Here is a 23,756-nt window from a genome sequence, read left to right as displayed (position 1 = left end):
CTCTTCCTTCTTTTCTATTCCTTGGTTGCGGCTTTAAAAGCTTCTGTCATAACATTATAAAAATTCTTTTCTTCTTGAAATTTATTTTTTGTTTGATCGTTTTTATTATTTTCTATTTCTTTTTCCTGAATTAGGGATAAATTTATCAAGCGATTTTTCCTATCTACACCAGACAATTTGACATCTATATTATCACCTATTTTTAAATAATTTTGATAGGATAGTTGCTCTTCCTTAGGAAGGAAGCGTTCTAATTCCGATTGGGGGATTCTTCCTTCTATCCCATATGCTAATTCTACTACAATTTCTTTTTTATCAGGATCAAAAGCAGTGACTTTTCCACATATGACTGAACCTTTCTTATTGCTTGAAATATAATGATTAAAAGGATCTTCAACCAATTGTTTAATACCTAAAGAAATACGTTCTCTTTCTATATCAACTTGTAATACCATCGTTTCAATTTCATCACCTTTTTTATAAGTACGTGCAGCTTCCTCTCCTGGGATATTCCAGGATATATCCGAGAGATGTACTAGACCATCAATCCCTCCTTCTAATCCAATAAATAGACCAAAATCAGTAATAGATTTAATTTGTCCTATAACATGGTCACCTTTATTATAATTTTTAGCAAATTGTTGCCAAGGATTATTTCTACATTGTTTAATACCTAAAGAAATACGACGTCTTTCTTCATCAATGTCTAGAATCATTACTTCTACAATATTACCTACACTTACTACTTTAGATGGATGAATATTTTTATTTGTCCAGTCCATCTCCGAGACATGCACCAGTCCCTCTATCCCTTCTTCTATTTCCACAAAACAACCATAGTCAGTTAAATTGGTTACACGACCACTTAAACGCATATTGGATTTATAACGTTTTTTTATAGAAAACCATGGATCTTCGTGGAGTTGTTTGAGCCCTAATGAAACACGCACACGTTCTTTATCAAATTTTAGAACCCTTACACAAATTTCATCTCCAACATTAACAATTTCACTAGGATGCTTAATACGCTTCCATGTCATATCAGTTATATGTAGTAAGCCATCAATACCACCTAAATCTACAAAGGCACCATAGTCAGTTAAATTTTTAACAATACCATTAATTTTTGTACCTTCTTTTAATTTATCAATTAATTGATCACGTTCCTGATTATTTTCAGATTCAATAATAGCACGACGAGATACAACAATATTATTACGCTTTTGATCTAATTTAATTAGTTTAAATTCAAGATCTTTATTTTCTAAATGAAAAGTATCACGTATTGGACGAATATCTACTAAAGATCCAGGTAAAAAAGCACGTATTCCATTTAAATCAACAGTAAATCCTCCTTTAACCTTCCCATTAATTTTACCAATAACTTTTTCGGATTTCTCATAAGCTCTCTCGAGATTAATCCACATTTCATGACGTTTAACTTTGTCACGAGATAATAAGGTTTCACCAAATCCACCTTCTATAGCATCGAGTGCAACATCGACTTGATCCCCAACCTGAATTTCTAATTCACCTTTATCATTATAAAATTGATCGATAGGAATAGTTGCTTCAGACTTTAATCCAGCATCAACTAAAACTAGATCTTTTGCTATAGAAATAATAGTACCTCGAATAATAGAACCCGGACGAGTTTCTATTTCTTTTAATGAAGCTTCAAAAAGCTGAGAAAACGATTCTGTCATATTTAATAATCTGCATGTTTAAAATTAAAATAAAATTATTTCCATAAGGAAATATCAGTGTCATTTCTAGTATTTACAAATATCCTAAAACATATTTAATATGTTTTAATACTACTTTTATTACGTTATCTATACTCAAATATGTAGAATCGAGTATAAATGCACCATAAGCTGGAATCAACGGTGCTATATTACGATTACAATCTCTCTTATCTCTTTCCTGTATTTTAGATAAGAGAGATTGAAGATTAACACTAAAACCTAATTTTTGCAACTGTCGCATACGACGATTTGCTCTTTCTTCTGAAGATGCATAGAGAAATATTTTTACGGGAGCATCGGGAAAGACGGTCGTTCCAGTATCACGACCATCCGCAATTAGACCAGGAGGAAGACGAAATGCACGTTGTTGATATAATAGTACATTACGTACTCTAGGGAAGACAGCAATTCTAGACGCAATATTTCCAACAATTTCATTGCGAATAGATAAATTTACATTTTCACCATTTAATATTATATCCAATTTTTCTTTATTGACTATAAAACGTACTTCTAACTGGGAAGCTAGCTGAACTAAATTTTCTTCATTAATATCCAAAGTAAAACGGTGACGTAATAATGATAAGGCTAATACTCTATACATAGCTCCAGAATCTAGTGAATGCCATTTAAGTATATTGGCAAGAGCTTTACATAATGTTCCCTTTCCTGATCCACTTGGTCCATCTATAGTAACTACTGGAACGTTACTTATCATTATTCTCTCCTTCTTTTCTCCTTTAGAAGAAAGATTCTAAATTTATATAGAATCGATAATTTTTATTTGAAAAATGAAATATTCGCTAATTGTTTAAAAAAATTAGGAAAAGTTTTATTAGTACATGCTGGATTCTCAATTGTTATTGGAATATTAGCTAGAGCTAATAAAGAAAAACACATAGCTATTCTATGATCATTATAGGTGTGAATTGTAGCAGGAATAAATATTGTAGGAGGTTTTACAGTAATAAAATCTTTTCCTTCAGTTACTGACGCACCAATTTTTCTTAATTCAATGGACATTGCTCTTAACCGATCCGTTTCTTTTATTCTCCAATTATAGATATTACGTAATGTTGTACTTTCACCGGTAGCAAATAACGCAACTATAGCGATCGTCATCGCTGAATCCGGAATTGCATTCATATCCATATCAATAGATTGTAAGCTCCCTCGAGTACACTCTATAAAATTTTCTCCCCATTTAATAATAGCTCCCATTTTTTCTAATACATTCGCAAAATAAATATCGCCTTGTATACTATTTTTTGTAATCCCTTTTACACGTACTGTTCCTCCACGGATAGCAGCTGCTGCAAGAAAATATGAGGCGCTTGAAGCATCTCCTTCAATAAAATACTCTCCAGGACTACGATACTGAGTAGCACCTTTTATATAAAAATTTTGGTACGTATCATCATGTTGTACTTCAATACCAAAATTTTTCATTAATGCTATAGTAATAGTAATATACGGTTTAGATACAAGATTTCCTACAATATGAATTGTACTATCTTCAGGAGCGAGAGGTGCCATCATTAATAATGCGGTAATAAACTGACTTGATAATTCACCATTAATAGTAATATGTCCACCTACATACCCTCCTCTTATACGAATAGGAGGATAGTTAATTTTTGATAAATAATCAATTTTTGCACCACCTTGTTTTAAGGCATCTATTAAATCTCCAATCGGTCTTTCTGTCATCCTTTTCTCACCGGTAAGAATAATATCTTTAGCATATAAAGATAATGCAGCAGTTAAAGGACGCAGTGCAGTACCTGCATTACCAAGAAATAATGTTAATTTACTATTACAATAGAGTGATCTACCTATTCCATCTATTTCACAAATCTTACCGTTATTGTAAAAACGATATATTATTCCAAGTTTTTTGAGAGCTTCTAGCATATAACGCACATCATCACTATCAAGTAAATTATAAATGCGTGTCGTTCCACTAGATTGTGCTGATAACAATAAAACACGATTAGAAAGACTTTTGGATCCCGGTAACGTTAACGTTCCATTTACTTTATTTATAGGTTGTAAAGTAATAAATTTTTGCATACTAGCTGCTCTATCCTCCATTCATGATATTACTAATTTTATTTTACTTTATAAAGTAAGATATTAACCATAACGACGTTCAAAATATTTCATAAAATCTACTAAGGCTTGTACTCCTTCCAAAGTAACGGCATTGTATAAAGATGCACGTACCCCTCCTAATATTTTATGACCTTTTAATGCATATAATCCGGCATTAAGTGATTCTTGAAAAAACATCTCCTCTAATTTTTTATTAATTATTTTAAATGGAATATTCATATAAGATCTGTTTAATGGATTAATATTATTAGAATAACATTCACTATTATCGATAGTTTGATATAATAATTTTGCTTTAGCCTGATTACGTTTACTTATTTCTAATAAACCTCCCTCAGATTTTAGCCATTTAAATACTAATCCTGCCAGATACCAAGCAAAAGTTGGTGGGGTATTAAACATAGAAGAATATTCATATAATAATTGATAATTTAAAACAGATGGAATTTCTTTCCTTGCTAATCCTAATAAATCTTCACGAATAATTAATACTGTTAATCCAGCAGGACCAATATTTTTTTGAGCACCCGCATAAATTATACCAAAACGACTAATATCTAAAGGAGCTGAAAGAATCATAGAGGAACAATCGGCTACTACTACTGTATTTTTTGTATCAAATATAGGTAAATCATGTATAGCTAAACCCTCTATTGTTTCATTTGGACAATAGTGTACATACGTACTATTGGTCGAAATTGGCCATTTTTTCATGGATTTAATGCCTAACATAGTATCATCTTGAACTAAGACATCAATAATTTTGGGATCACAGTATTTTTGTGCTTCTTGTGCTGCACAACGTGACCAATAACCACTAATAATATACTCTACATTATTTTTTTCATTATTAGTTATTAAATTCATTGGAACAGCTGCAAATTGAGCACGAGCTCCTCCCTGACAGAATAATATTTTATAATTATCAGGTACATTTAATAATTCACGTAAATCACTTTCCGATTCTTGTGCTATTTGTAAAAATTCTTTACTACGATGGCTAATTTCCATTATTGATACACCTAAATTATGCCAATTACATAGTTCTTTCTGTACTTTTTGTAATACTTGTATTGGTATAGCTGCCGGTCCAGCACTAAAATTAAAAATACGATTCATCTGTCTCACTCTTTTATGTGTGAAAAATTTATGTGAACACAAAGAAAAATAAAATATTTCAATTGTATTATAAATGAACTATCTGGATCTGGAATATTAACTAATAAATAATATATCTTCTTTCTTATGAAAAAAAAGTAGAAATAAAAAATTAGGGATATAATCTATCCATCACTGCTTTAGCTATATTAGGAGGTAGAAAAGATTGAACATTTCCACCATGTAACGCTACTTCTTTAATTAATGAAGAAGAGAGATAGGACAAGGATTCATTCGAAAATAGAAATATATTTTCTAGATTGGGCATTAAATGACAATTGATTCTCATTAATTGCATTTCAGATTCAAAATCTGAGGATATTCTTATTCCACGTATTAAGAGATTAGTATGTTGTCTACGAGCAAAATCTACTAATAAATCACTAAATCCCATTACCGTAACATTACTCAGATGTTGAGTAGCTTGAGTTGCTAATTTTACTCTTTCTTCAAGATTAAATAGTGGATGTTTACTTGGATTAGCAGCAATAGCCAAAACTATTTCACTAAAAATTTTAGCAGCACGCATTATTAAATCTAAATGGCCATTTGTCAGTGGATCAAAAGTACCAGGATAAATTACTTTTTTTACCATAGCAGATCATTCCTTAAAAATAATCATTTTTAATCTGAAATACAATAATTTTTAACTTTAAATATATTTAGGTAGATATATATTTTTCTAATATATGTAGTAAACGTTGTGTGACTCCCTGATGTTTCAATAAAAAATTGAAACCAATTTGACCACATTTTTTTCTATAATTCGTATTGATTAAGAGTGTTTTAATATGTTGAACTAACATCGATTCATTATTAACAATAATTAATACTCCCTCTTTTTGTAAACTATTACAAATATATTCAAAATTTTCAATATATGGTCCCATTAAAATAGGCAGAGAATGTATGACAGCTTCTAGTGGATTATGTCCACCACATTGGACCATACTTCCACCTATAAAGGCTATATCTGCCATTCCATATAGTAATATCAGGTCCCCTATTGTATCTCCTATTAGAACTTTTGTATCAAGCAATGGAATAATATTCTTACTCCATAGAATATATTGTAGATGTGATTGTTTAACAATTTTTTCTACTAAGAGAAAACGTTCCGGATGACGAGGAACTAAAATCAATAATAAATCAGGGAAATCATTTAATAATCTAGAATGTGCAGATAAGAGTATTCTTTCTTCTCCTGTATGTGTACTAGAGGCAATCCATATTGGTCTATTTGATATCCATTTTTTTCTTAAATTTTCTATATTTAACTTTAATTCAGAGGAAAGATTGACTTCAAATTTAAGATTACCAATGACTTTTAATTGATTGCTTTTGGCTCCTATTTCAATAAATCTTTTACTATGTGTTTCATCTTGTGCAACAATAAGAGTGATATCATGAAGAATTGATTTTATAAATTTATAAATTTTTTTGTAACCAATAATAGAACGATTAGATAGACGTGCATTAGCTATAATAATAGGTATTTTTCGATTATGTAATATTTTAATCAGATTCGGCCAAATTTCGGTCTCCATAATCACTACCAATTTTGGATTAACCTGATTTAAAAAACGATTTATTGATCCAGGTAAATCATAAGGTAAATATACATGACTGATTTCTGTATGAATTTTTTTTTGAACTTGCTCAGAAGCCGTAAGAGTACTTGTTGTGATTGTAATAGGTAAAGTAGGATAACGATTACGTAAAGCATGAATAAATGAAATTATCATGAGAGTTTCCCCTACTGATACAGCATGTATCATAATTCCATTGGATTTTACTTTTCCTGAACAGAATCCATAACGTTCAGACAAACGATTCCAATATGAGAAAGATAAGTTTTTTCTACTACGCCATAACAATCTAATAAGTATTAAAGGTTGTAATAAATATAGAATAATATTGTATATTATCATCATATTATTATAATATAATCTCTTTTCTATTATGGAAATATATTAGTAAATCAAACATAATTTGAAATTTATCTCTTGAGGAGTATCATGAAAAAAAATATTCATCCTAATTATAATCAAGTCATCGCAACTTGTTCTTGTGGCAATACCATTCCAATTTTTTCTACATTATCTCAAAATTTAAATTTGGATATATGTAATATATGTCATCCCTTTTATACAGGGAAACAACGTTTAGTTGATAATAAAGGCCGTGTAAATCTTTTTAATGAAAGATTTAAAAAAATAATTAACTAAGAAAATATTTAGAATTTATCTAATTTAATATTTTCTTCTATATTATCATTTTCGATAATATTATAATGGCGTAACATTGCATTTATATTAGGATCACGACCTCTAAAACGATAAAATAATACTGAGGGATCTTCTGATCCACCACAGGATAGAATATTATCTAGAAAAGATTGTCCAACATCCGGATTAAAAATTCCTTTTTCTTCAAATAAAGACCAAGCATCAGAAGATAAAACATTAGACCATAAATAACTATAATAGCCTGCAGCATAACCACCTGAAAAAATATGACTAAATGTATTAGGAAATCGACTCCATTCTACAGTAGGTAAAACTGATACTTCTTTTTTTACACTTTCTAGTAATTTTAAGTAATAATTATCTTGTAAATTATTTTGACAATGTAATCGAAAATCAAATAAACTAAGTTCTAACTGTCTTAAAAGAAATAAGGATGATTGATAAGTTCTTGTATATAAAAGTTGTTTTAATAAAGATGAAGGGATAGGCGAATCATCTTTATAATGACCAGAAATCAAAGACAATGCTTGTTCTGTCCAACAAAAATTTTCCATGAATTGACTAGATATTTCAATTGCATCCCAGGGGATCCCATCCGTTCCTGATATACCCAATATATCAATTGAGGTCATTATGTGATGTAATCCATGTCCAAATTCATGGAATAAAGTAATAACTTCACTATGAGTGAATAATGCTGTTTTCTTATTCTCAATAGGAGGATTAAAATTACAAACTAAATAAGCAACGGGCTTTTGTAATGTTCCATCAGATTTTATAAACATATCGGTACAGCTTTCCATCCAAGCCCCATCTCTTTTATTCATTCTTGCATATAAATCTAAGTAAAAACCTCCTCGCAATTGTCCATTTTTATCAAATATTTCAAAAAATCTTACATCTGGATCCCATCTATCTACTTCTTTTCTTTCTTTTATAGAAATACAATAAAGAAGTTGAGTAATTTTAAACAAACCACTTAATACTTTTTTTTCTGGGAAAAATGGTCGAAATTGTTCATCATTAATAGCAAAATAATGTTGCTTTTGTTTCTCACTATAAAAAGCTATATCCCAAGGATGAATTAGATCACAATTAAAATAATTTTTAACAAATGTACATAATTGTAAAAATTCTTTTTTCCCTTTATCTTTTGTATGTTTAATTAAATTTAGAAGAAAATTGATGACATGATTTTTATCACATGCCATTTTTGTTACTAATGATTTATCTGCATAACTATTAAAACCTAGTAATTGAGCTATTTCATAACGTAGAGAAATAATTTCATTAATCAATGGTCCATTATCCCATCTACCAGCATTTGGACCTTGATCTGAAGCGCGGGTATTATAGGCATAATATATTTCTTCTCGAAGAGAACTATTTTCACAATAAGTAAGAATAGATAGATAGATAGGGGTATCTAGTGTAATTAACCAACCTTTCTTATTATATCGTATAGCAGTATTATATGCTAGAGATAAAGTACTTTTTGGTAAGCCTGCAAGTTCTTTTCTATTAGTAATTAATTTATTCCATCCCATAGTAGAATCTAATACATTGTTACTATACATAAAAGATAACTCTGATAATCGAGTTACTATTCTTTTATAAGAATTTTTTTGCGATTTTGATAGATTAGTTCCAGAAAGTTCAAAATCTCTTATTATATTTGTAATTAATTTCTTTTGAGCTACATTTAATTTATTAAAAATATCCACATTTTTTTGTAAAATACAATAAGATTGATATAATCCATTATGATGACTAATCCAAGTAGTATATTCAGATAATAGTAATAAACTTTCCTCATAAGCTTTACGTAAATCTGGACTATTTTTTACTGCATTCATATGATTAATAAAGGACCAAATATAATTTAAATCATTATTAGATTCACTAATAGGTTGACAAAGATTCTCCCACGTAAAATTCTTATTATTTGAAGTAACTTCTTCTACAGTTTTATAACAATGATCTATTGCTTGTTTTACTATGTTCACAATATCTTTATAAGAAATTTTAGAAAAACAGGGTAGTTTCAAAGGTAAATTGCATTGAGTAGGTAATAGATTTGGCATAATTTTTATCCTATTTGATATAAGAATCTTATTACATATAATATTTATTTTAAAATAGAAAATTATAAATTTTCTTGTAAAAAAATGTAATAATGTTAAGTTAATAGTCTTCTTTATAATTTGAATTTGAAAAGGATTGATGTTAATGAGCACACGTTTAGAAAAAGATACTTTAGGAGTAATTAATATTCCTAATGATAGACTATGGGGAGCACAAACACAACGTGCTTTAAAACATTTTCAAATTTCTAATGAAGAGATAATGCCATTAGAAATTATTAAAGCTTTAGCTCAAATAAAACGTGTTGCAGCACAAGTCAATAAAAAATTAGGATTATTATCCTCCGAATGTGCTAATGCTATCAGTTTAGCTGCAGATCAAATATTAGAAGAAAAATATAATAAGGAATTTATATTAACAATTTGGCAATCAGGATCAGGTACTCAAACTCATATGAATATGAATGAGGTCTTAGCTAATATTGCCAGTGAATTACTCGGAGGAATACGTGGTAAACATAGATTAATACATCCTAATGATGACGTTAACAAAGGTCAAAGTTCTAATGATGTTTTTCCAACTGCCATGCATATGGCAGCAGTAACTTCTATTAAGGAAGTACTCCTTCCTAAAATTAAAAATATAAAAAACACATTAGAAATTAAATCAAAATCTTTTAAGGATATTATAAAGATTGGACGTACCCATCTACAAGATGCATTACCTCTTACATTAGGTCAAGAAATTTCTGGTTGGGTACAAATGTTAGAAAACGGATTATCTCATATAAATAATACGATTCCTTATCTTTATGAATTAGCAATAGGTGGGACGGCTGTAGGAACCGGTATAAATACTCATACAGAATTTGCTGTTGAGGTATCAAAAAATTTAGCTGAACTTACTGGACATCCTTTTATTCCAGCTAAAAATAAATTTGAAGCCTTGTCTACTTGTGATGCTTTAGTTTATAGTCATGGTTCTTTAAAAAGTTTGGCTACATCTATAATAAAAATTGCCAATGACATTAGATGGCTTGCATCTGGTCCTCGTTGTGGTATCGGTGAAATAAAAATACCTGCAAATGAACCTGGTAGTTCTATTATGCCAGGAAAAATTAATCCAACACAATGCGAAGTATTAATGATGATCTGTTATCAGATATTAGGAAACGATACTGTTATAAATATTGCTGGTGCATCTGGAAATTTTGAACTTAATGTTTCACGTCCTATAATCATTTATAATTTTTTACAATCAATACGCCTTCTAGCGAACGGTTTAAAAAGTTTTAATAAATATTGTGTAATGGGTATAGAGCCTAATTATAAACGTATTGAACAGTTACTTAATGAATCCTTAATGTTAGCTACGATTTTAAATAATCATCTTGGTTACGATAAGGTAGCGACTATTGTCAAAATGGCCTATAACAATGATATCTCTATTAAAGAATCTGCGATACAACTTGGTTATATTAATGAAAGACAATTCGAAGAATGGGTCAATCCTAAGAATATGATTCAATCATAACCATTTTTTACGTTTAAAATATAGATAGGGTGCTAAGCCGGTTGCAATCATTAATATGATTGCACATGGATAACCCAAAGACCAATTTAATTCAGGCATATATTCGAAATTCATTCCATAACTCGAAGCAACTAAAGTTGGAGGCAAAAAAACAACAGATACTACGGAGAAAATTCTAATGATACGATTTTGTTCTATATTGATAAAACCCATTGCTGCTTGCATTAAAAAATTAACTTTTTGAAATAGAGATTCATTGTGAGGTAATAATGATTCAATATCTCTTAATATATCCTTTGCTTGTTTGAGTTGTCTAGAAGGAATACTAGCCTTTCTAACTAAAAAATTTAATGCTCGTTGTGTATCCATCAAACATAATCTTACTTTCCATCCTATATCTTCTAATGAAGCCAGAGTAGATAAGGCATCATCATATTTCTCTCCTTGTTGACCATCCATAATGACAATACTAAGAGACTCAAGATCACTATAAATATTTTCAATTTCATCTGCCAATTGTTCAATTTTGGTTTCAAATAAATCTAATAGTAACTCATAAGCATTCCCATCAATCAATCGTTGATTACGAGCCCGCATTCGATATAATCGGAATGCAGGTAGGTCTCTTTCACGTAAAGTATAAAGTCTACCATTACGTATAGTAAATGCTACTGTAGCATTACCAGCGTGATCTCCTGTATCTTCATAAAAAAAGAAAGAATGAACATGTAATCCATCTTTATCTTCAAAGAAACGAGCAGAAGCTTCAATATCCTCTAACTCTAAACAAGTAGCTAAGTTTTGACCAAGTTCATCTTGTATTGTTTTTCTTTCTTTATCATCTGGTTCGATTAGATCAATCCATATAGCTTTTAATAACGTTCCTTGTGTATTAGGATCCAGTCGAGACAAATGATTATTATCTAATTGAAAAGCATTAAGCATATTCCTATTGTCCATATTATTTATATCATACATACATAATAAAATATCTTATTTTCATATGGATATGTATTATTAACTGACTATTATAATAATAATATTTTTTATTCTAGAATTTCAATGTCTGCATATTCGGTCACTAACCATTTTATATCATAGCCTTTTTTAAAAGCAATTTGTATACGATTTTGTATACTATCATTATCTATAATAACTTTCATTATTTTACCTTTCCCGAATTTCTTATGATAGATATACTGTCCAATCGTCAATGTCATTTTTCTCTTATTAATATTATTAATATTATAAAATTTATGATTTATATTCTCTCTATTTCTATCTATCTCAGAATAATGATTTATTTTTTTTATACACTCTTTTGGTAATTCCGCAATAAAGCGTGAAGGGGTAGAGAAAGTTTTCTTTCCATATAAATATCGCGATTTAGTATAAGTAAATGTTAATCTTTTTATAGCTCTAGTAATTCCTACATAAGCTAATCTTCTTTCTTCTTCCAATTTTTCTACTGTATCTAAGTACATTCGATTAGGGAAAATACCTTCTTCCATTCCAACGATAAATACTTGACTAAACTCTAATCCTTTAGCAGCGTGAATAGTCATAAGTTTGACGGTATCTTTTGGACGATCTTCTGTTTGTTCTGGTTCTGATAGAAGAAGAGTATTTAAATACGAATGAAGTAAAGTAAATTTAGGTGCTTTTTCATCTTTATAAAGATTATAGTACTGTTTTATTGCAGTAATTAACTCTTCAATATTGTCTATTCTATTTTGATTCTTTTCTTGGTTCCTATCATACATCGTTAACAAACCAGAACCACGAATTACTTTTTCAACTTGGATAGGTAATGGTAAATGAATAATTTCTTGTTCTAAATTATTAATTAATTGTATAAATTGATTTAATGCATAAGCAGAACGTGGAGATAAGCGTTTCTCTTGTAGTAGAAGACAGCTAGAATCCCACAAATTTATTTTATTTCTCTCCGCAGTACAACGAATTATTTCTAATGTACGAGGACCAATACCTCTATTAGGTATATTAATAATTCTTTCATAAGAAAGATCATCATTTCGATTAATTAATAATCTTAAATAAGCTAATATATCTTTAATCTCTTGACGTTCAAAAAAACGGAGACTACCATAAATAAGATAAGGTATCTTCATTCTTATTAAGAATTCTTCTAATAGACGTGATTGTGCATTATTACGATATAAAATCGCACATTCTCCTAATAAGATTAGATTGCTTTTTAATGCGAAATGAATAGATTTTATTATAAAATCTGCTTCATCTAACTCATTAGATGCGCAATAAATATAAATTGGATCTCCTCTTTCATCGTTTGTCCAAAGAGTTTTTCTAAATCTAGTATTATTCTTCGCAATTAAAATATTTGCTGCATTCAAAATATTACCAGTAGAACGATAATTTTGTTCCAGTCGAATAATTTTTGTAGGAATAAAATCTTTTGTAAAATTTATAATATTACTTATTTGTGCACCACGCCAACTGTAAATAGATTGATCATCATCTCCGACAACCATTACATTATTTTTATTATTTTTAGCAATGATATACATCCAATTATACTGAATCCTATTGGTATCTTGAAATTCGTCAATTAGAATATTGACAAATCTTTGTTGATAATAAGATAAAATATGTGGATTATTTATCCATAATTGATTAACGCGAATTAATAAATCTGAAAAATCTACTAGATTCGCAATCTCACATGCTTTTTGATAAGCATGATAAATACGTTCCAACATTATTTCTTCTTGAAAACACTGGATTCCACTATCTTTTTTTTTAGATATATATTTTATGACTTGGTCGGCAGAATATTGATTCTTATTTAATTTTAATAAATCAATAATTTTTTTAATAATTTTTATCTGATCTTGATTATCAATTACTTGGAAATTTTGTAATAGATTAGCTTCTTTATAATGTATTCGTAATATGCGATAAGCTAAACTATGAAAAGTACCAATCCACATATTATTTTTTTTAATATCGATAAGAGATGCAATACGCTTTTGTATCTCCGAAGCTGCTTTATTAGTAAAGGTCATTGCCATAATAGAAGAAGGTAAATATTTTTTTTCTAATAATAACCATGCAATACGATGAACTAATACCCTAGTTTTTCCACTTCCAGCCCCAGCTAAGACTAAAACATGATTGCAAGACGTTGTAACTGCTTCATATTGTTTTTTATTTAATCCATTAAGTAAATCATATTTATATAGCATTTCTTAATTCATATCCTCCAATTAAAATTTTTATAGATATATATTCCTTTACAAACTATTACAATTAAAAAAGAGTTTTAATCTTATTGGACTTTTTTTTATATATAAATTATTATCCAAATCTCTTATTATAAAGCCAATATGGAGAAGTATTTATGACATTAACTTTACCTAATCTTGAATATAATTATAGCGATTTAGAACCTTATATCGATAGAAAAACAATGGAAATTCATCATACCAAACATCATCAAACTTATATTGATAATGCTAATACTATATTAAAAGATTTCCATGATTCTAATATTCAAATAGAAAAAATCATTCAAGAATTAGAAAAATTTCCTCTAATTACCCAAACAATTTTACGTAATAATGTTGGAGGATATATTAATCATAATTTTTTCTGGAAAAGTCTAAAGAAGCATGTACCTTTAAAAGGAGAAATCAAACAGATAATCGAAGATAATTTTGGTAACATAGGATCATTTAAAGATAGGTTTCAGCAATCAGCCCTATCTCTTTTTGGTTCCGGTTGGGTTTGGTTAGTTAAACAGAATAATCAACTTAATATAGTACATACCATCAATCAAGATAATCCATTAATGGGGGAAAATATATCAGGCACTTCTGGAATCCCAATTCTTGGTATAGATTTATGGGAGCATGCTTATTATTTACAATATCAAAACAGACGCAGAGATTATATTGATGCATTTTGGAATATTATTAATTGGGATGAAGTGAATAGTCGTTTACAAAGTATTATTTAATTGTCCCTCTGTCCCCCTATTTATTATGGGGGGACTTATTGAGACTTCTTAACCACGATATTTCTTTTATCCATAAATTTTTATTAGTCGTTTCCAAAATAATGGGAATGTTATTAAAACGTTTATCAGATATAATCCATGAAAAAGCTCTTTTACCTATTTTACCCATACCAATATTTTCGTGCCTATCTACTCGACTACCTAAATGATATTTAGTATCATTCAAATGTAGACCCCTTAAATACTTTAATCCAATAATATTATCAAATTTTTCAAAAGTATTTTGACAGGATTCTACATGACTTAAATCATAACCTGAAACAAACGCATGACAAGTATCAATACAAACTCCAATACGGCTCTTGTCCTCTATGTGTTGAATAATAGTGGCTAAATGTTCAAAACAAAATCCTACATTAGTACCCTGTCCAGCTGTATTTTCAATCACTATTGTTATAGATTGACTCTTTTCTAAAGCAATATTGATTGAATCCGCAATACGTAATAAACACTGTTTTACATCTGATTGTAAATGATTACCCGGATGTATATTAAGTAAACTTAATCCAAGTTTTTCACAACGTTTTAATTCATCAAACAAAGCTAATCGAGACTGTTCTAAGCCGCATTTTTTAGGGTGTCCGAGATTAATGAGGTAACTACTATGAACTAGAATTTGATCAGAAGAATAATTATATATTTGACAGTTTCTTCTAAAATTATCTAGTTCCTCTGAAGGAAGTGGCGATGCAAACCAACGCAATGGATTGTTAGTAAACATAGCAAATGCTGTGGCTTGTAATTGATATGCCCTATTTACTGCTTGATATATTCCACCAGATATACTAACATGCGCACCTATAAATTTCTCTTCCAAAAAAAAATCCTCCGTCCTTTTATTTTAAAGGAATAACAACAGTCCGGTTGGTTCTTTTTTTATATTAAATTTTTTTATATTTCCTTATAATAGATAGACACTATATGGACTATTTCCTTTAAAAAACTTATATATTCTGAATAAAACAAAGCAAAAAAAAGTAATATTACACATATAAAACGTTCCATTTTTTTATTACTAATAGATAATATATGTAAACGTATTCGATATGGCCAAAATAATTGAACCCCATATGGAGTAAACATATCGGCTATAATATGACTCAAATAACCTATCACTATGCCATGAAAAACATCTAAAGGAATGATTGTATTAATTGAAGAGAAACTCATTTTAAAAATCACAATGCTAAGAAAAACTATGAATAAACTATGTGTGAAACCCCTGTGCCCAAATGTTTTAGCAATAAAAGTAGAGATATATTTTAAACGTTGACCTATAAAGGATTTAGGATGATCAATATCCGGTAATAAAGCACTTAATAAACTACCTGTAATAATATGCCAATAATCATCTTCTTGTAATAAAAAAGATATAATTTCTACTTTTTTTATTAAAATCACAGAAGATAAAGCAAAAAGTATATGTCCTTCAGCAGTCATAAGTAATCAATATATAATTTTTCTTACCAATCAGAATTTTATTTCATTACCATTATTTAATACAGTAATTTGATTATGAATTGCATTCAATATAGAATTAATACCTTGTATACGAAATGATGTTAAATATTTATCTAATTCTAGCAATTTTAATATCTCTCGAATATCCAAATTTACTATTTCTTGGAGATCTTTATCTTTATAGATAATAAATATAATAGCGATTAATCCTTTCACTATTAAGGCATCGCTATCTCCATAAAAACGGACTACACGTTTATATTGGATAATTTCTATTAACACTACAATCCAAACTTGACTTTGACAACCAGGAACTAGGTATTGATCAATACGCATCTTTTCTGGAAATGTTGGTAAAAGATATCCCAAATCTATAATATAGAGATACTTCTCTTCCCAATTTTTACACATAGAAAAATTAATCAATAATCTTTTTTTATCAGGTAAATTTTTCATATTGATTTTTAACTTAGTAAACGATGAACTCGTCTTAGTCCATCAAGAAGTTTATCAATATCCTCTTTGGTATTATATAAAGCTAATGATACACGACACATACTAGAGGTTTTGAAACGATTCATCAACGGCATCGCACAATGATGTCCAGTACGTATTGCAATCCCATATTGATCCAAAAAAATTCCAACATCATAGGGATGATGTTGAGCTATATTAAAAGAAAGAATACCTTTCCGTTCTCTTGGACCATAAATTTTTATATTTGGTATTGTTTCGATAGCATCCCACAGATATTCCATTAGTATTTGTTCCCATTCTATTATATTACTTAATCCTACTTTTTGAATATAATCAAGAGCCGCACCTAATCCAATTATTCCAGCCGTATTAGGAGAACCTGCTTCAAATTTCCAAGGCGCTTCTGTAAAATGAGGATAATCCCTTAAACTAACATTACGTATCATAGCACCTCCTCCTTGCCAGGGAGGCATATTATCCAGTAATTTTTTTTTACCATATACTATACCAATTCCAGAAGGACCATATATTTTATGACCAGAAAATACATAAAAATCACAACCTAATTTTTGTACATCTATTCGAGAATGTGATATATATTGTGCACCATCTACTACAAATAATATATTATTATAGGATTGTGATATCTCTTTAATTAAAGTATTTATAGGATTCAATACGCCTAATACATTAGATAAATGCGTGATTGCTAAGATACGCGTTTTTTCGTCAATTAAAGAAGAGAATGTCGAGAAATCTAACATTCCATTGGAATTCACAGGAATAAAACGTAGTATTAGTTTTTTTTCTCTTGCTAAAATCTGCCATGGAACAATATTCGAATGATGTTCCATTTCTGTTAAGAGGATATTATCTCCTTCTTGTAAAAAATATTTTCCTAAGCTATTAGCAATAAGATTTATTCCTTCTGTTGCTCCTTTACAAAAAATAATTTCATACATTGAAGCAGCATTAATAAATTTTGCTACTTTACTTCGTATTTCCTCAATACGAGAGGTAGATTCATTACTGAGAGTATAAATTCCTCTATGTACTGCAGCATATTCAAAACGATAATAGTGACTTTCACTATCAATAACGATATTAGGTTTTTGAGTACTGGCCGCATTATCAAGATAAACTAATGGATAATTATTTATCGTTCTTGATAAAATAGGAAAATCGGATCTGATCATGTCAATAGGATAACGGATCTTATTCATTATATAATTTCTGACAAGAAAGAAGACAAACGCGATAGAATCATATCTTTAATTGTTTGATGCCTAATTAAAGTCAGTAATTCTTGTACAAATCCGTAAATAATGATTGTTTTTGCTTGTTTATATAAAATTCCCCTAGTACATAAATAAAATATTTGCTCTTCATTAATATATCCTATAGTAGCACCATGTTTACATTTTACATCATCGGCATATATTTCTAATTGAGGATCAGTTTGTACTTCTGCTTCTCTATCAAGTAAAAGATTGTTATTAATAATGTTCCCATCCGTTTTTATAGCACCTTTTGTTACTTTAATAAGACCATTAAAAATACCTTTTCCAAATTTTTTTACAATCATTTTATGTAATTGTCGACTTGAACAATTACTTTTATTATGTTCAATATAGGTACGTGATTCTCCAATATTATTTTTAGAAAGCAATATTAAACTATTCAGAGATATTTTACTATAATTTCCATGAATTCTCACACTAGTTTGATGACGAGAAAATTTAGTACCTAACATAATAACATTACTTTCTATAGTCGAATTATTACCTATATGAATATCATGATGAGCAAAATGATAACTATTTGAATTTTCCATTCCAAGTTTAATATGCTTAAGTATCGTTTCATCATCTAAAAAAAATAGAGTACGATTTCCATTAAAGTATGATTTTTCTTGATTTAGACTAATAAAATGTTCTATGACTTCACCCGATCCACCTTTCCCTATTTCAATAATATGATGATAATTAATCATATTTAATGTATCTTTTTCTATGCTTCCTTCACTAATATGCACCATATATAATGGTTTTTCTTCCTTTTTTCCACTTGGCAGAAAAATACGAGTAGTTTCAAAATGTAAACTTTCTGTTAAATGTAAAAAAAACTCAGAATAAATGGGGGAAGGGAGAGGTAAGTAGGGGGGGGTGTTTTCAATTTTAACTTGCCATGCTCCAATATACTGATCACTAAGAGAAGGGACTAAACATCCATTGACAAAAACTAAATAATAAGCATTCAAATTTAAACGTCTATTATCATAGGTTTCACTAGAAATCGTTATATTTTCTAGAGATATAAAATTTTTTGATAAAATTTCTAATAGTACAGTCTTCTCCCAAGAATTTCTATTTGAAAATAATTCTATTTTTTCTAATTTTTTCCAATTTTCTTGAGCATATAAAGATCGATTATTTTTTTTTCTAAAAATTTGGAGCCATTGATTAAATACTCTATTATTATTACTGATCATCGATAATCCAGCCATAACCTTTTTCCTCAAGTTGTGTTGCTAGATCCGCATTACCAGATTTAATAATCTTTCCTTTATATAAAACATGGACATGATCGGGTTGAATATAATCTAAAATTCTCTTATAATGTGTAATAATAATAAATGAACGTCTAGTATTAAATAATATTTTTATTCCATTTGTTACTATTTTTAATGCATCTATATCTAATCCTGAATCCGTTTCATCTAAAATACATAAATCTGGTTCTAATGCTATCATTTGTAAAATATCATTACGTTTTTTTTCTCCACCAGAAAAATCAACATTAACTGAACGATTCAATAAATCTAATGGTATATCTATTAATTTCATTTTTTCTGAAATAAAATTAGTAAAATCAAATTGATCTAATGGTGATTTTCCTTGATATTCTCTTTTAGAATTAATAGCAGTTTGCAAAAATAATTTATTACTAACTCCTGGAATTTCTATAGGATACTGAAAAGCCACAAATAATCCTTCTCTAGCACGTTCTTCAGTATTGAGTTTTAGAAGATTATGATGTTTAAATTTTATTATTCCAGAATGAATTATATATTTTTTATTTCCAGATAAAGTAGCAGATAAAGTACTTTTGCCCGATCCATTAGGGCCCATAATGGCATGTATCTCCCCACATTTTACTTCTAAATTTAGTCCATTAAGAATAGGTTTATCTTCTATACTAACATGTAAGTCTTTAATTGATAGCATCATAATATTATTTTTCTGTGAATGTTGAATGAACAATCTATTCTATAAGTATTATCCAACACTGTGTTTAAGAGTAATAGATAATAATTTTTTTGCTTCTACAGCAAATTCTAAAGGTAGTTTAGAAAATACATCGGTACAAAAACCATTAACAATCATTGCGATCGCATCATCTTCTTTAATCCCTCTTTGTTGAAAATAAAAGACTTGATCTTCACTCACACGTGAAACAGTCGCTTCATGTTCAACCCAAGATTGATTATTTGATACTTCTATGGAAGGAAAGGTATGAGCACCACATTCTTGACCAATTAACATTGAATCACATTGAGTAAAATTACGAGAATTAATGGCAGAAGATGTGATTTTCACTAATCCACGATAAGTATTCTCACTAGCACCAAGGGATATTCCTTTGGAAATAATTGTGGAACGTGTATTTTTTCCAATATGAATCATTTTTGTTCCAGTATCCGCACGTTGAGAACCATTAGTTACCGCTACAGAAAAAAAGTTTCCAACTGATCTATCACCTTGTAAAATAACACTCGGATATTTCCAAGTAATTGCAGAACCAGTCTCAGATTGTGTCCAAGACATTTTTGCATTTTCTCCAGCACATAAAGCACGTTTAGTTACAAAATTTAAAATGCCGCTTTTATTTTTACCTCCAGCAAACCAATTTTGAACGGTTGAATATTTTACTTCAGCATTTTTTAATACTATTACTTCTACAACCGCTGCATGTAATTGATAATTATTATGTATTGGTGCAGAACAACCTTCTATATAACTTACATAACTATCTTCATCAGCAATAAGAATAGTTCGTTCAAATTGTCCAGTTTTAGCCGAATTTATACGAAAATATGTAGATAATTCCATGGGACAATGAACCCCTTTGGGGATATATATAAAAGTTCCATCAGAAGCAACGGCGGCATTTAGTGCCGCAAAAAAATTATCATCAATAGGAACGACACTCCCTAAATATTTACGAACTTGATCTTCATATTTGCAAAGTGCTTCATTAAAAGAACAAAATATAATTCCTTCTTTTAAAAGTTTATCACTATAAGTGGTAGAAACCGATACTGAATCAAAAATTGCATCTACAGCAATTTCATTTCCTTCTTTTACAGGGATACCTAATTTATTAAAAGTATTTTCTACTTCTTTAGTCAAATAATTTTTTTTGTTTTTATTTTCATTTGAAAAGTTATTGCTAGATATTTTTTCTTGATAAGTAAGATGTGGTGCTGAAAAATATTTATAAGCATTATAATTTAATTGATATTCTGCTTTTAACCAATGAGGTTCTTTCATCTTTTTCCAAATATTATATGCATTTAGACGAAAATCTAACATCCATGCAGGTTCATCTCTTTTTTTCACAATAGAATGGATTATTTCTTCATTAATCCCATAGTCTAATTCCTCATTAGATAAATGAGTAAAAAAACCTTCTTTATACTGGCTATGTTCCATATTCTTCTCGTAATATATAAGACGACTTATAAGCTAAAGCTGATTCCACAACCACAAAAATTTTGTGCTTTAGGATTCTTAAATTTAAACATATAATTTAATCCTTCTTGAACATAATCAACTTTGGTCCCATCAATTAAAGGCATAATGTCTTTTTTAATGAAAAATTTGGCACCGTTATTTTCATAAATCAAATCATCCTTATTTTCTTGTAGAACAGTAGTTAAAACATATATAAATCCTGCACAGCCAGATTTTTTTATATCTAATCGTAACCCTAATATATTAGGTTTGTTTTCTATTAAATATAAAATTCTTTTTTGTGCTGATTCACTTATAATTAAACCACACCAGTTATTTTTATTAAATAAATTTGATTTGTCTCTATTCATTTTTTTATCTCTAAATAAAATAAATATTTTTATTTAACACATAATTCATTCTAAAATGAATTCTAATATATTATAGCAAGTTTAATTTGAAAAATAAATGATTAATAAATTTTTAAGATAAGGAATTCTTTTTTATGGGGAAATTTATTGTAATTGAAGGGTTAGAAGGAGCGGGAAAAAGTACTGCTATTCAACAAATAAAAAAAATTCTAAAAAATCATCATATTGATGATATCATTGTAACAAGAGATCCAGGAGGAACTCCTTTTGCTGATGCTTTACGCAATTTACTTATAGAAAAAAAAAAGAGGAAACCATTTCTAATTATTCCGAATTATTACTTTTTTATGCCGCACGCATACAACTTATAGAAAAAGTGATTAAACCAGCAATAGAAAAAGGTTCATGGGTACTTAGTGATAGATATGAACTGTCTTCTCAAGCTTATCAAGGAGGAGGAAGAAAAATTCATCCTACTTTAATTAAAATTTTAAGTAAACTAATATTAGAAAATTGTCAACCTGATCTTATACTTTATTTAGATGTTCCTCCTTTGGTAGGATTATCTCGAATTCGTTCTATTAGAGAATTAGATCGTATAGAATCAGAATCAATGGATTTTTTTGAAAGAGTACGATTATGTTATAAATATTTAGCTAAAAAAGATTCTCGTATTTTTGTAATTAATGCAAATCAACCAAAAATTTTGGTAGAATCGGCTATTTATGAAAAAATGGAAAAATGGTTGAAGTTCAATTCATAAGAAGGAAGTCGTTACTAATGAATCAATATCCTTGGTTAAATACGTATTATAATAGAATCATTCAATATTATCATAGTATAAAAGAAAAAAATAACTCTCCTTCTCCTTTATTATTAATTAGTCAAGAAGGTAATGGTGCAAATTATTTATTATATAATATTATTATATGGTTAATGTGTCCAAAATCTTATAAAGAAAAATTTTGTGGTTTATGTAATCATTGTCAATTAATGAAAGCAAGAACTCATCCCGATTGCTATCAAATTAATTGTAAAAAAGAAAATATTGGAATAGATAATATTCGTTCAACTCTTAATAATTTATATAAATATGCGCATCAAGGTAAAAAAAAAATAATATGGTTACAGTATATAGAATTTCTAAATATTCATGCAATTAATGTATTATTAAAAATAATGGAAGATCCCCCTAATAATACATGTTTTTTTATTGAATGTGAAAAAATCTATATCTTACCTTTAACATTACGTAGTCGTTGTCATCGTTGGATATTACCTACGCCAAATGAAAACTTTATATTAAATTGGTTAAAAAAAAATAATAATCTTACAGATTGTAAAATTGCATTACGTTTATGTAATGGTACCCCTATCCATGCTCAAAAATTATTATCTATCTATTGGGAAGATCGTTCAAAATTTTGTTTAATACTTTCTCAATCGGTACAAAGTAATGATTTTTTAAAATTATTCCCCTTTATCTTAAAAGAAGATAAAAGTATTCGTATAAAACTTAGTTGGTTATACCATTTTTTATGGGATGCTTTAAAATATAAAAAATATCTATTTGATGATATCAGTAATATCGATCAATTTGAATTAATAAAAATATTATCAAATAGATGGAATACATTTTTTTTCTATAAACATTTAAATAATATATTAATATTAATAAAGCGATTTGAAGAAGGAAGTAGAATTAATCATGAATTAGGATTAATAAATCAGTTAATAGCTTTAGAGAGTAATATTTAAGGAAT

21 protein-coding genes and 1 pseudogene are annotated in these 23,756 nt (G+C 28.7%); 5 read left to right on the top strand and 17 right to left on the bottom strand.

The genetic code is table 11. From position 1 onward, the window contains the following. Positions 1-14 precede the first annotated feature (14 nt). The 6 genes from rpsA to waaA form a co-directional block, all read right to left on the bottom strand. Complete coding sequence (gene rpsA / locus KEC37_RS02140; RefSeq protein WP_223139512.1) at positions 15-1,706, bottom strand: 30S ribosomal protein S1; 1,692 nt, start codon at positions 1,704-1,706, stop codon at positions 15-17. Positions 1,707-1,779: 73 nt separating this feature from the next. Then, on the bottom strand, positions 1,780-2,466 hold the full coding sequence (gene cmk / locus KEC37_RS02135) for a (d)CMP kinase (RefSeq protein ID WP_223139021.1): 687 nt from the start codon (positions 2,464-2,466) through the stop codon (positions 1,780-1,782). Between the two features lie 62 nt (positions 2,467-2,528). Next, the gene (gene aroA / locus KEC37_RS02130; RefSeq protein WP_223139802.1) at positions 2,529-3,821 is read right to left on the bottom strand and encodes a 3-phosphoshikimate 1-carboxyvinyltransferase; all 1,293 of its coding nucleotides are present in this window, start codon (positions 3,819-3,821) and stop codon (positions 2,529-2,531) included. Between the two features lie 63 nt (positions 3,822-3,884). Further along, on the bottom strand, positions 3,885-4,982 hold the full coding sequence (serC, locus tag KEC37_RS02125; RefSeq protein WP_223139511.1) for a 3-phosphoserine/phosphohydroxythreonine transaminase: 1,098 nt from the start codon (positions 4,980-4,982) through the stop codon (positions 3,885-3,887). A gap of 151 nt (positions 4,983-5,133) precedes the next feature. Continuing rightward, entirely contained in the window at positions 5,134-5,616 is a 483-nt protein-coding gene (coaD, locus tag KEC37_RS02120; RefSeq protein ID WP_223138505.1) for a pantetheine-phosphate adenylyltransferase, read from the bottom strand. A 67-nt stretch (positions 5,617-5,683) separates the two neighbouring features. After that, positions 5,684-6,955, bottom strand: a complete 1,272-nt coding sequence (gene waaA / locus KEC37_RS02115) for a lipid IV(A) 3-deoxy-D-manno-octulosonic acid transferase (RefSeq protein ID WP_223139018.1) — start codon at positions 6,953-6,955, stop codon at positions 5,684-5,686. A gap of 84 nt (positions 6,956-7,039) precedes the next feature. Between waaA and rpmE the strand changes: the two genes are divergently transcribed. Beyond that, a complete protein-coding gene (gene rpmE / locus KEC37_RS02110; RefSeq protein ID WP_223138503.1) occupies positions 7,040-7,249 on the top strand; it encodes a 50S ribosomal protein L31 in 210 nt (69 codons plus the stop codon). A gap of 8 nt (positions 7,250-7,257) precedes the next feature. Here the strand turns inward: rpmE and prlC are convergent, their stop codons facing one another. After that, positions 7,258-9,354 (bottom strand): oligopeptidase A, encoded by a 2,097-nt coding sequence (gene prlC, locus KEC37_RS02105; protein ID WP_223139510.1) that lies wholly within the window; start codon positions 9,352-9,354, stop codon positions 7,258-7,260. A gap of 139 nt (positions 9,355-9,493) precedes the next feature. Here prlC and fumC point away from each other — a divergent pair, with 139 nt between their 5' ends. Beyond that, positions 9,494-10,888: a class II fumarate hydratase gene (gene fumC, locus KEC37_RS02100; RefSeq protein ID WP_223139509.1), complete on the top strand. Its 1,395-nt coding sequence runs from the start codon at positions 9,494-9,496 to the stop codon at positions 10,886-10,888. Here fumC and corA read toward each other — a convergent pair. Further along, on the bottom strand, positions 10,883-11,833 hold the full coding sequence (gene corA / locus KEC37_RS02095) for a magnesium/cobalt transporter CorA (protein ID WP_223139016.1): 951 nt from the start codon (positions 11,831-11,833) through the stop codon (positions 10,883-10,885). The two genes, fumC and corA, sit on opposite strands and share 6 nt — an antisense overlap. A gap of 101 nt (positions 11,834-11,934) precedes the next feature. Then, the gene (locus KEC37_RS02090; protein ID WP_223139508.1) at positions 11,935-14,115 is read right to left on the bottom strand and encodes a UvrD-helicase domain-containing protein; all 2,181 of its coding nucleotides are present in this window, start codon (positions 14,113-14,115) and stop codon (positions 11,935-11,937) included. 155 nt (positions 14,116-14,270) lie between these two features. Here KEC37_RS02090 and KEC37_RS02085 point away from each other — a divergent pair, with 155 nt between their 5' ends. Continuing rightward, positions 14,271-14,888, top strand: coding sequence for a Fe-Mn family superoxide dismutase (locus KEC37_RS02085; protein ID WP_223139507.1), 618 nt, complete (start codon positions 14,271-14,273; stop codon positions 14,886-14,888). 16 nt (positions 14,889-14,904) lie between these two features. Here the strand turns inward: KEC37_RS02085 and nfo are convergent, their stop codons facing one another. From nfo to KEC37_RS02045, 8 genes are all read right to left on the bottom strand, one after another. Further along, the gene (gene nfo, locus KEC37_RS02080; RefSeq protein ID WP_223139506.1) at positions 14,905-15,765 is read right to left on the bottom strand and encodes a deoxyribonuclease IV; all 861 of its coding nucleotides are present in this window, start codon (positions 15,763-15,765) and stop codon (positions 14,905-14,907) included. A 74-nt stretch (positions 15,766-15,839) separates the two neighbouring features. Then, entirely contained in the window at positions 15,840-16,388 is a 549-nt protein-coding gene (locus KEC37_RS02075) for a metal-dependent hydrolase (protein ID WP_223139505.1), read from the bottom strand. 30 nt (positions 16,389-16,418) lie between these two features. Beyond that, positions 16,419-16,865 (bottom strand): cysteine desulfuration protein SufE, encoded by a 447-nt coding sequence (sufE, locus tag KEC37_RS02070; RefSeq protein WP_223139504.1) that lies wholly within the window; start codon positions 16,863-16,865, stop codon positions 16,419-16,421. A gap of 8 nt (positions 16,866-16,873) precedes the next feature. Further along, positions 16,874-18,100, bottom strand: a complete 1,227-nt coding sequence (locus KEC37_RS02065; RefSeq protein ID WP_223139801.1) for a SufS family cysteine desulfurase — start codon at positions 18,098-18,100, stop codon at positions 16,874-16,876. Between the two features lie 8 nt (positions 18,101-18,108). Continuing rightward, positions 18,109-19,392: a Fe-S cluster assembly protein SufD gene (gene sufD / locus KEC37_RS02060; RefSeq protein ID WP_223139503.1), complete on the bottom strand. Its 1,284-nt coding sequence runs from the start codon at positions 19,390-19,392 to the stop codon at positions 18,109-18,111. Then, positions 19,367-20,113, bottom strand: a complete 747-nt coding sequence (gene sufC / locus KEC37_RS02055; protein WP_223139800.1) for a Fe-S cluster assembly ATPase SufC — start codon at positions 20,111-20,113, stop codon at positions 19,367-19,369. Before sufC ends, sufD begins: the two co-directional genes overlap by 26 nt. A gap of 51 nt (positions 20,114-20,164) precedes the next feature. Beyond that, complete coding sequence (gene sufB / locus KEC37_RS02050) at positions 20,165-21,601, bottom strand: Fe-S cluster assembly protein SufB (RefSeq protein WP_223139010.1); 1,437 nt, start codon at positions 21,599-21,601, stop codon at positions 20,165-20,167. 26 nt (positions 21,602-21,627) lie between these two features. Beyond that, entirely contained in the window at positions 21,628-21,993 is a 366-nt protein-coding gene (locus KEC37_RS02045; protein ID WP_223139502.1) for an iron-sulfur cluster assembly accessory protein, read from the bottom strand. A gap of 134 nt (positions 21,994-22,127) precedes the next feature. Between KEC37_RS02045 and tmk the strand changes: the two are divergent. Next, positions 22,128-22,756, top strand: a pseudogene (gene tmk, locus KEC37_RS02040) (dTMP kinase). 17 nt (positions 22,757-22,773) lie between these two features. Next, positions 22,774-23,751, top strand: a complete 978-nt coding sequence (locus KEC37_RS02035; RefSeq protein ID WP_223139501.1) for a DNA polymerase III subunit delta' C-terminal domain-containing protein — start codon at positions 22,774-22,776, stop codon at positions 23,749-23,751. The last annotated feature ends 5 nt before the right edge of the window (positions 23,752-23,756 follow it).

Source organism: Candidatus Schneideria nysicola, assembly GCF_019923565.1.
Taxonomy (GTDB): domain Bacteria; phylum Pseudomonadota; class Gammaproteobacteria; order Enterobacterales; family Enterobacteriaceae; genus Schneideria; species Schneideria nysicola.
This window is presented reverse-complemented; position numbering and strand designations above follow the sequence as displayed.

Coding starts and splice junctions, on each gene's coding strand:
- rpsA (WP_223139512.1), bottom strand. CDS start 1,706: ATGACAGAATCGTTTTCTCAGCTTTTTGAAGCTTCATTAAAAGAAATA.
- cmk (WP_223139021.1), bottom strand. CDS start 2,466: ATGATAAGTAACGTTCCAGTAGTTACTATAGATGGACCAAGTGGATCA.
- aroA (WP_223139802.1), bottom strand. CDS start 3,821: ATGCAAAAATTTATTACTTTACAACCTATAAATAAAGTAAATGGAACG.
- serC (WP_223139511.1), bottom strand. CDS start 4,982: ATGAATCGTATTTTTAATTTTAGTGCTGGACCGGCAGCTATACCAATA.
- coaD (WP_223138505.1), bottom strand. CDS start 5,616: ATGGTAAAAAAAGTAATTTATCCTGGTACTTTTGATCCACTGACAAAT.
- waaA (WP_223139018.1), bottom strand. CDS start 6,955: ATGATGATAATATACAATATTATTCTATATTTATTACAACCTTTAATA.
- rpmE (WP_223138503.1), top strand. CDS start 7,040: ATGAAAAAAAATATTCATCCTAATTATAATCAAGTCATCGCAACTTGT.
- prlC (WP_223139510.1), bottom strand. CDS start 9,354: ATGCCAAATCTATTACCTACTCAATGCAATTTACCTTTGAAACTACCC.
- fumC (WP_223139509.1), top strand. CDS start 9,494: ATGTTAATGAGCACACGTTTAGAAAAAGATACTTTAGGAGTAATTAAT.
- corA (WP_223139016.1), bottom strand. CDS start 11,833: ATGCTTAATGCTTTTCAATTAGATAATAATCATTTGTCTCGACTGGAT.
- KEC37_RS02090 (WP_223139508.1), bottom strand. CDS start 14,115: ATGCTATATAAATATGATTTACTTAATGGATTAAATAAAAAACAATAT.
- KEC37_RS02085 (WP_223139507.1), top strand. CDS start 14,271: ATGACATTAACTTTACCTAATCTTGAATATAATTATAGCGATTTAGAA.
- KEC37_RS02075 (WP_223139505.1), bottom strand. CDS start 16,388: ATGACTGCTGAAGGACATATACTTTTTGCTTTATCTTCTGTGATTTTA.
- sufE (WP_223139504.1), bottom strand. CDS start 16,865: ATGAAAAATTTACCTGATAAAAAAAGATTATTGATTAATTTTTCTATG.
- sufD (WP_223139503.1), bottom strand. CDS start 19,392: ATGGCTGGATTATCGATGATCAGTAATAATAATAGAGTATTTAATCAA.
- sufC (WP_223139800.1), bottom strand. CDS start 20,113: ATGCTATCAATTAAAGACTTACATGTTAGTATAGAAGATAAACCTATT.
- sufB (WP_223139010.1), bottom strand. CDS start 21,601: ATGGAACATAGCCAGTATAAAGAAGGTTTTTTTACTCATTTATCTAAT.
- KEC37_RS02045 (WP_223139502.1), bottom strand. CDS start 21,993: ATGAATAGAGACAAATCAAATTTATTTAATAAAAATAACTGGTGTGGT.
- KEC37_RS02035 (WP_223139501.1), top strand. CDS start 22,774: ATGAATCAATATCCTTGGTTAAATACGTATTATAATAGAATCATTCAA.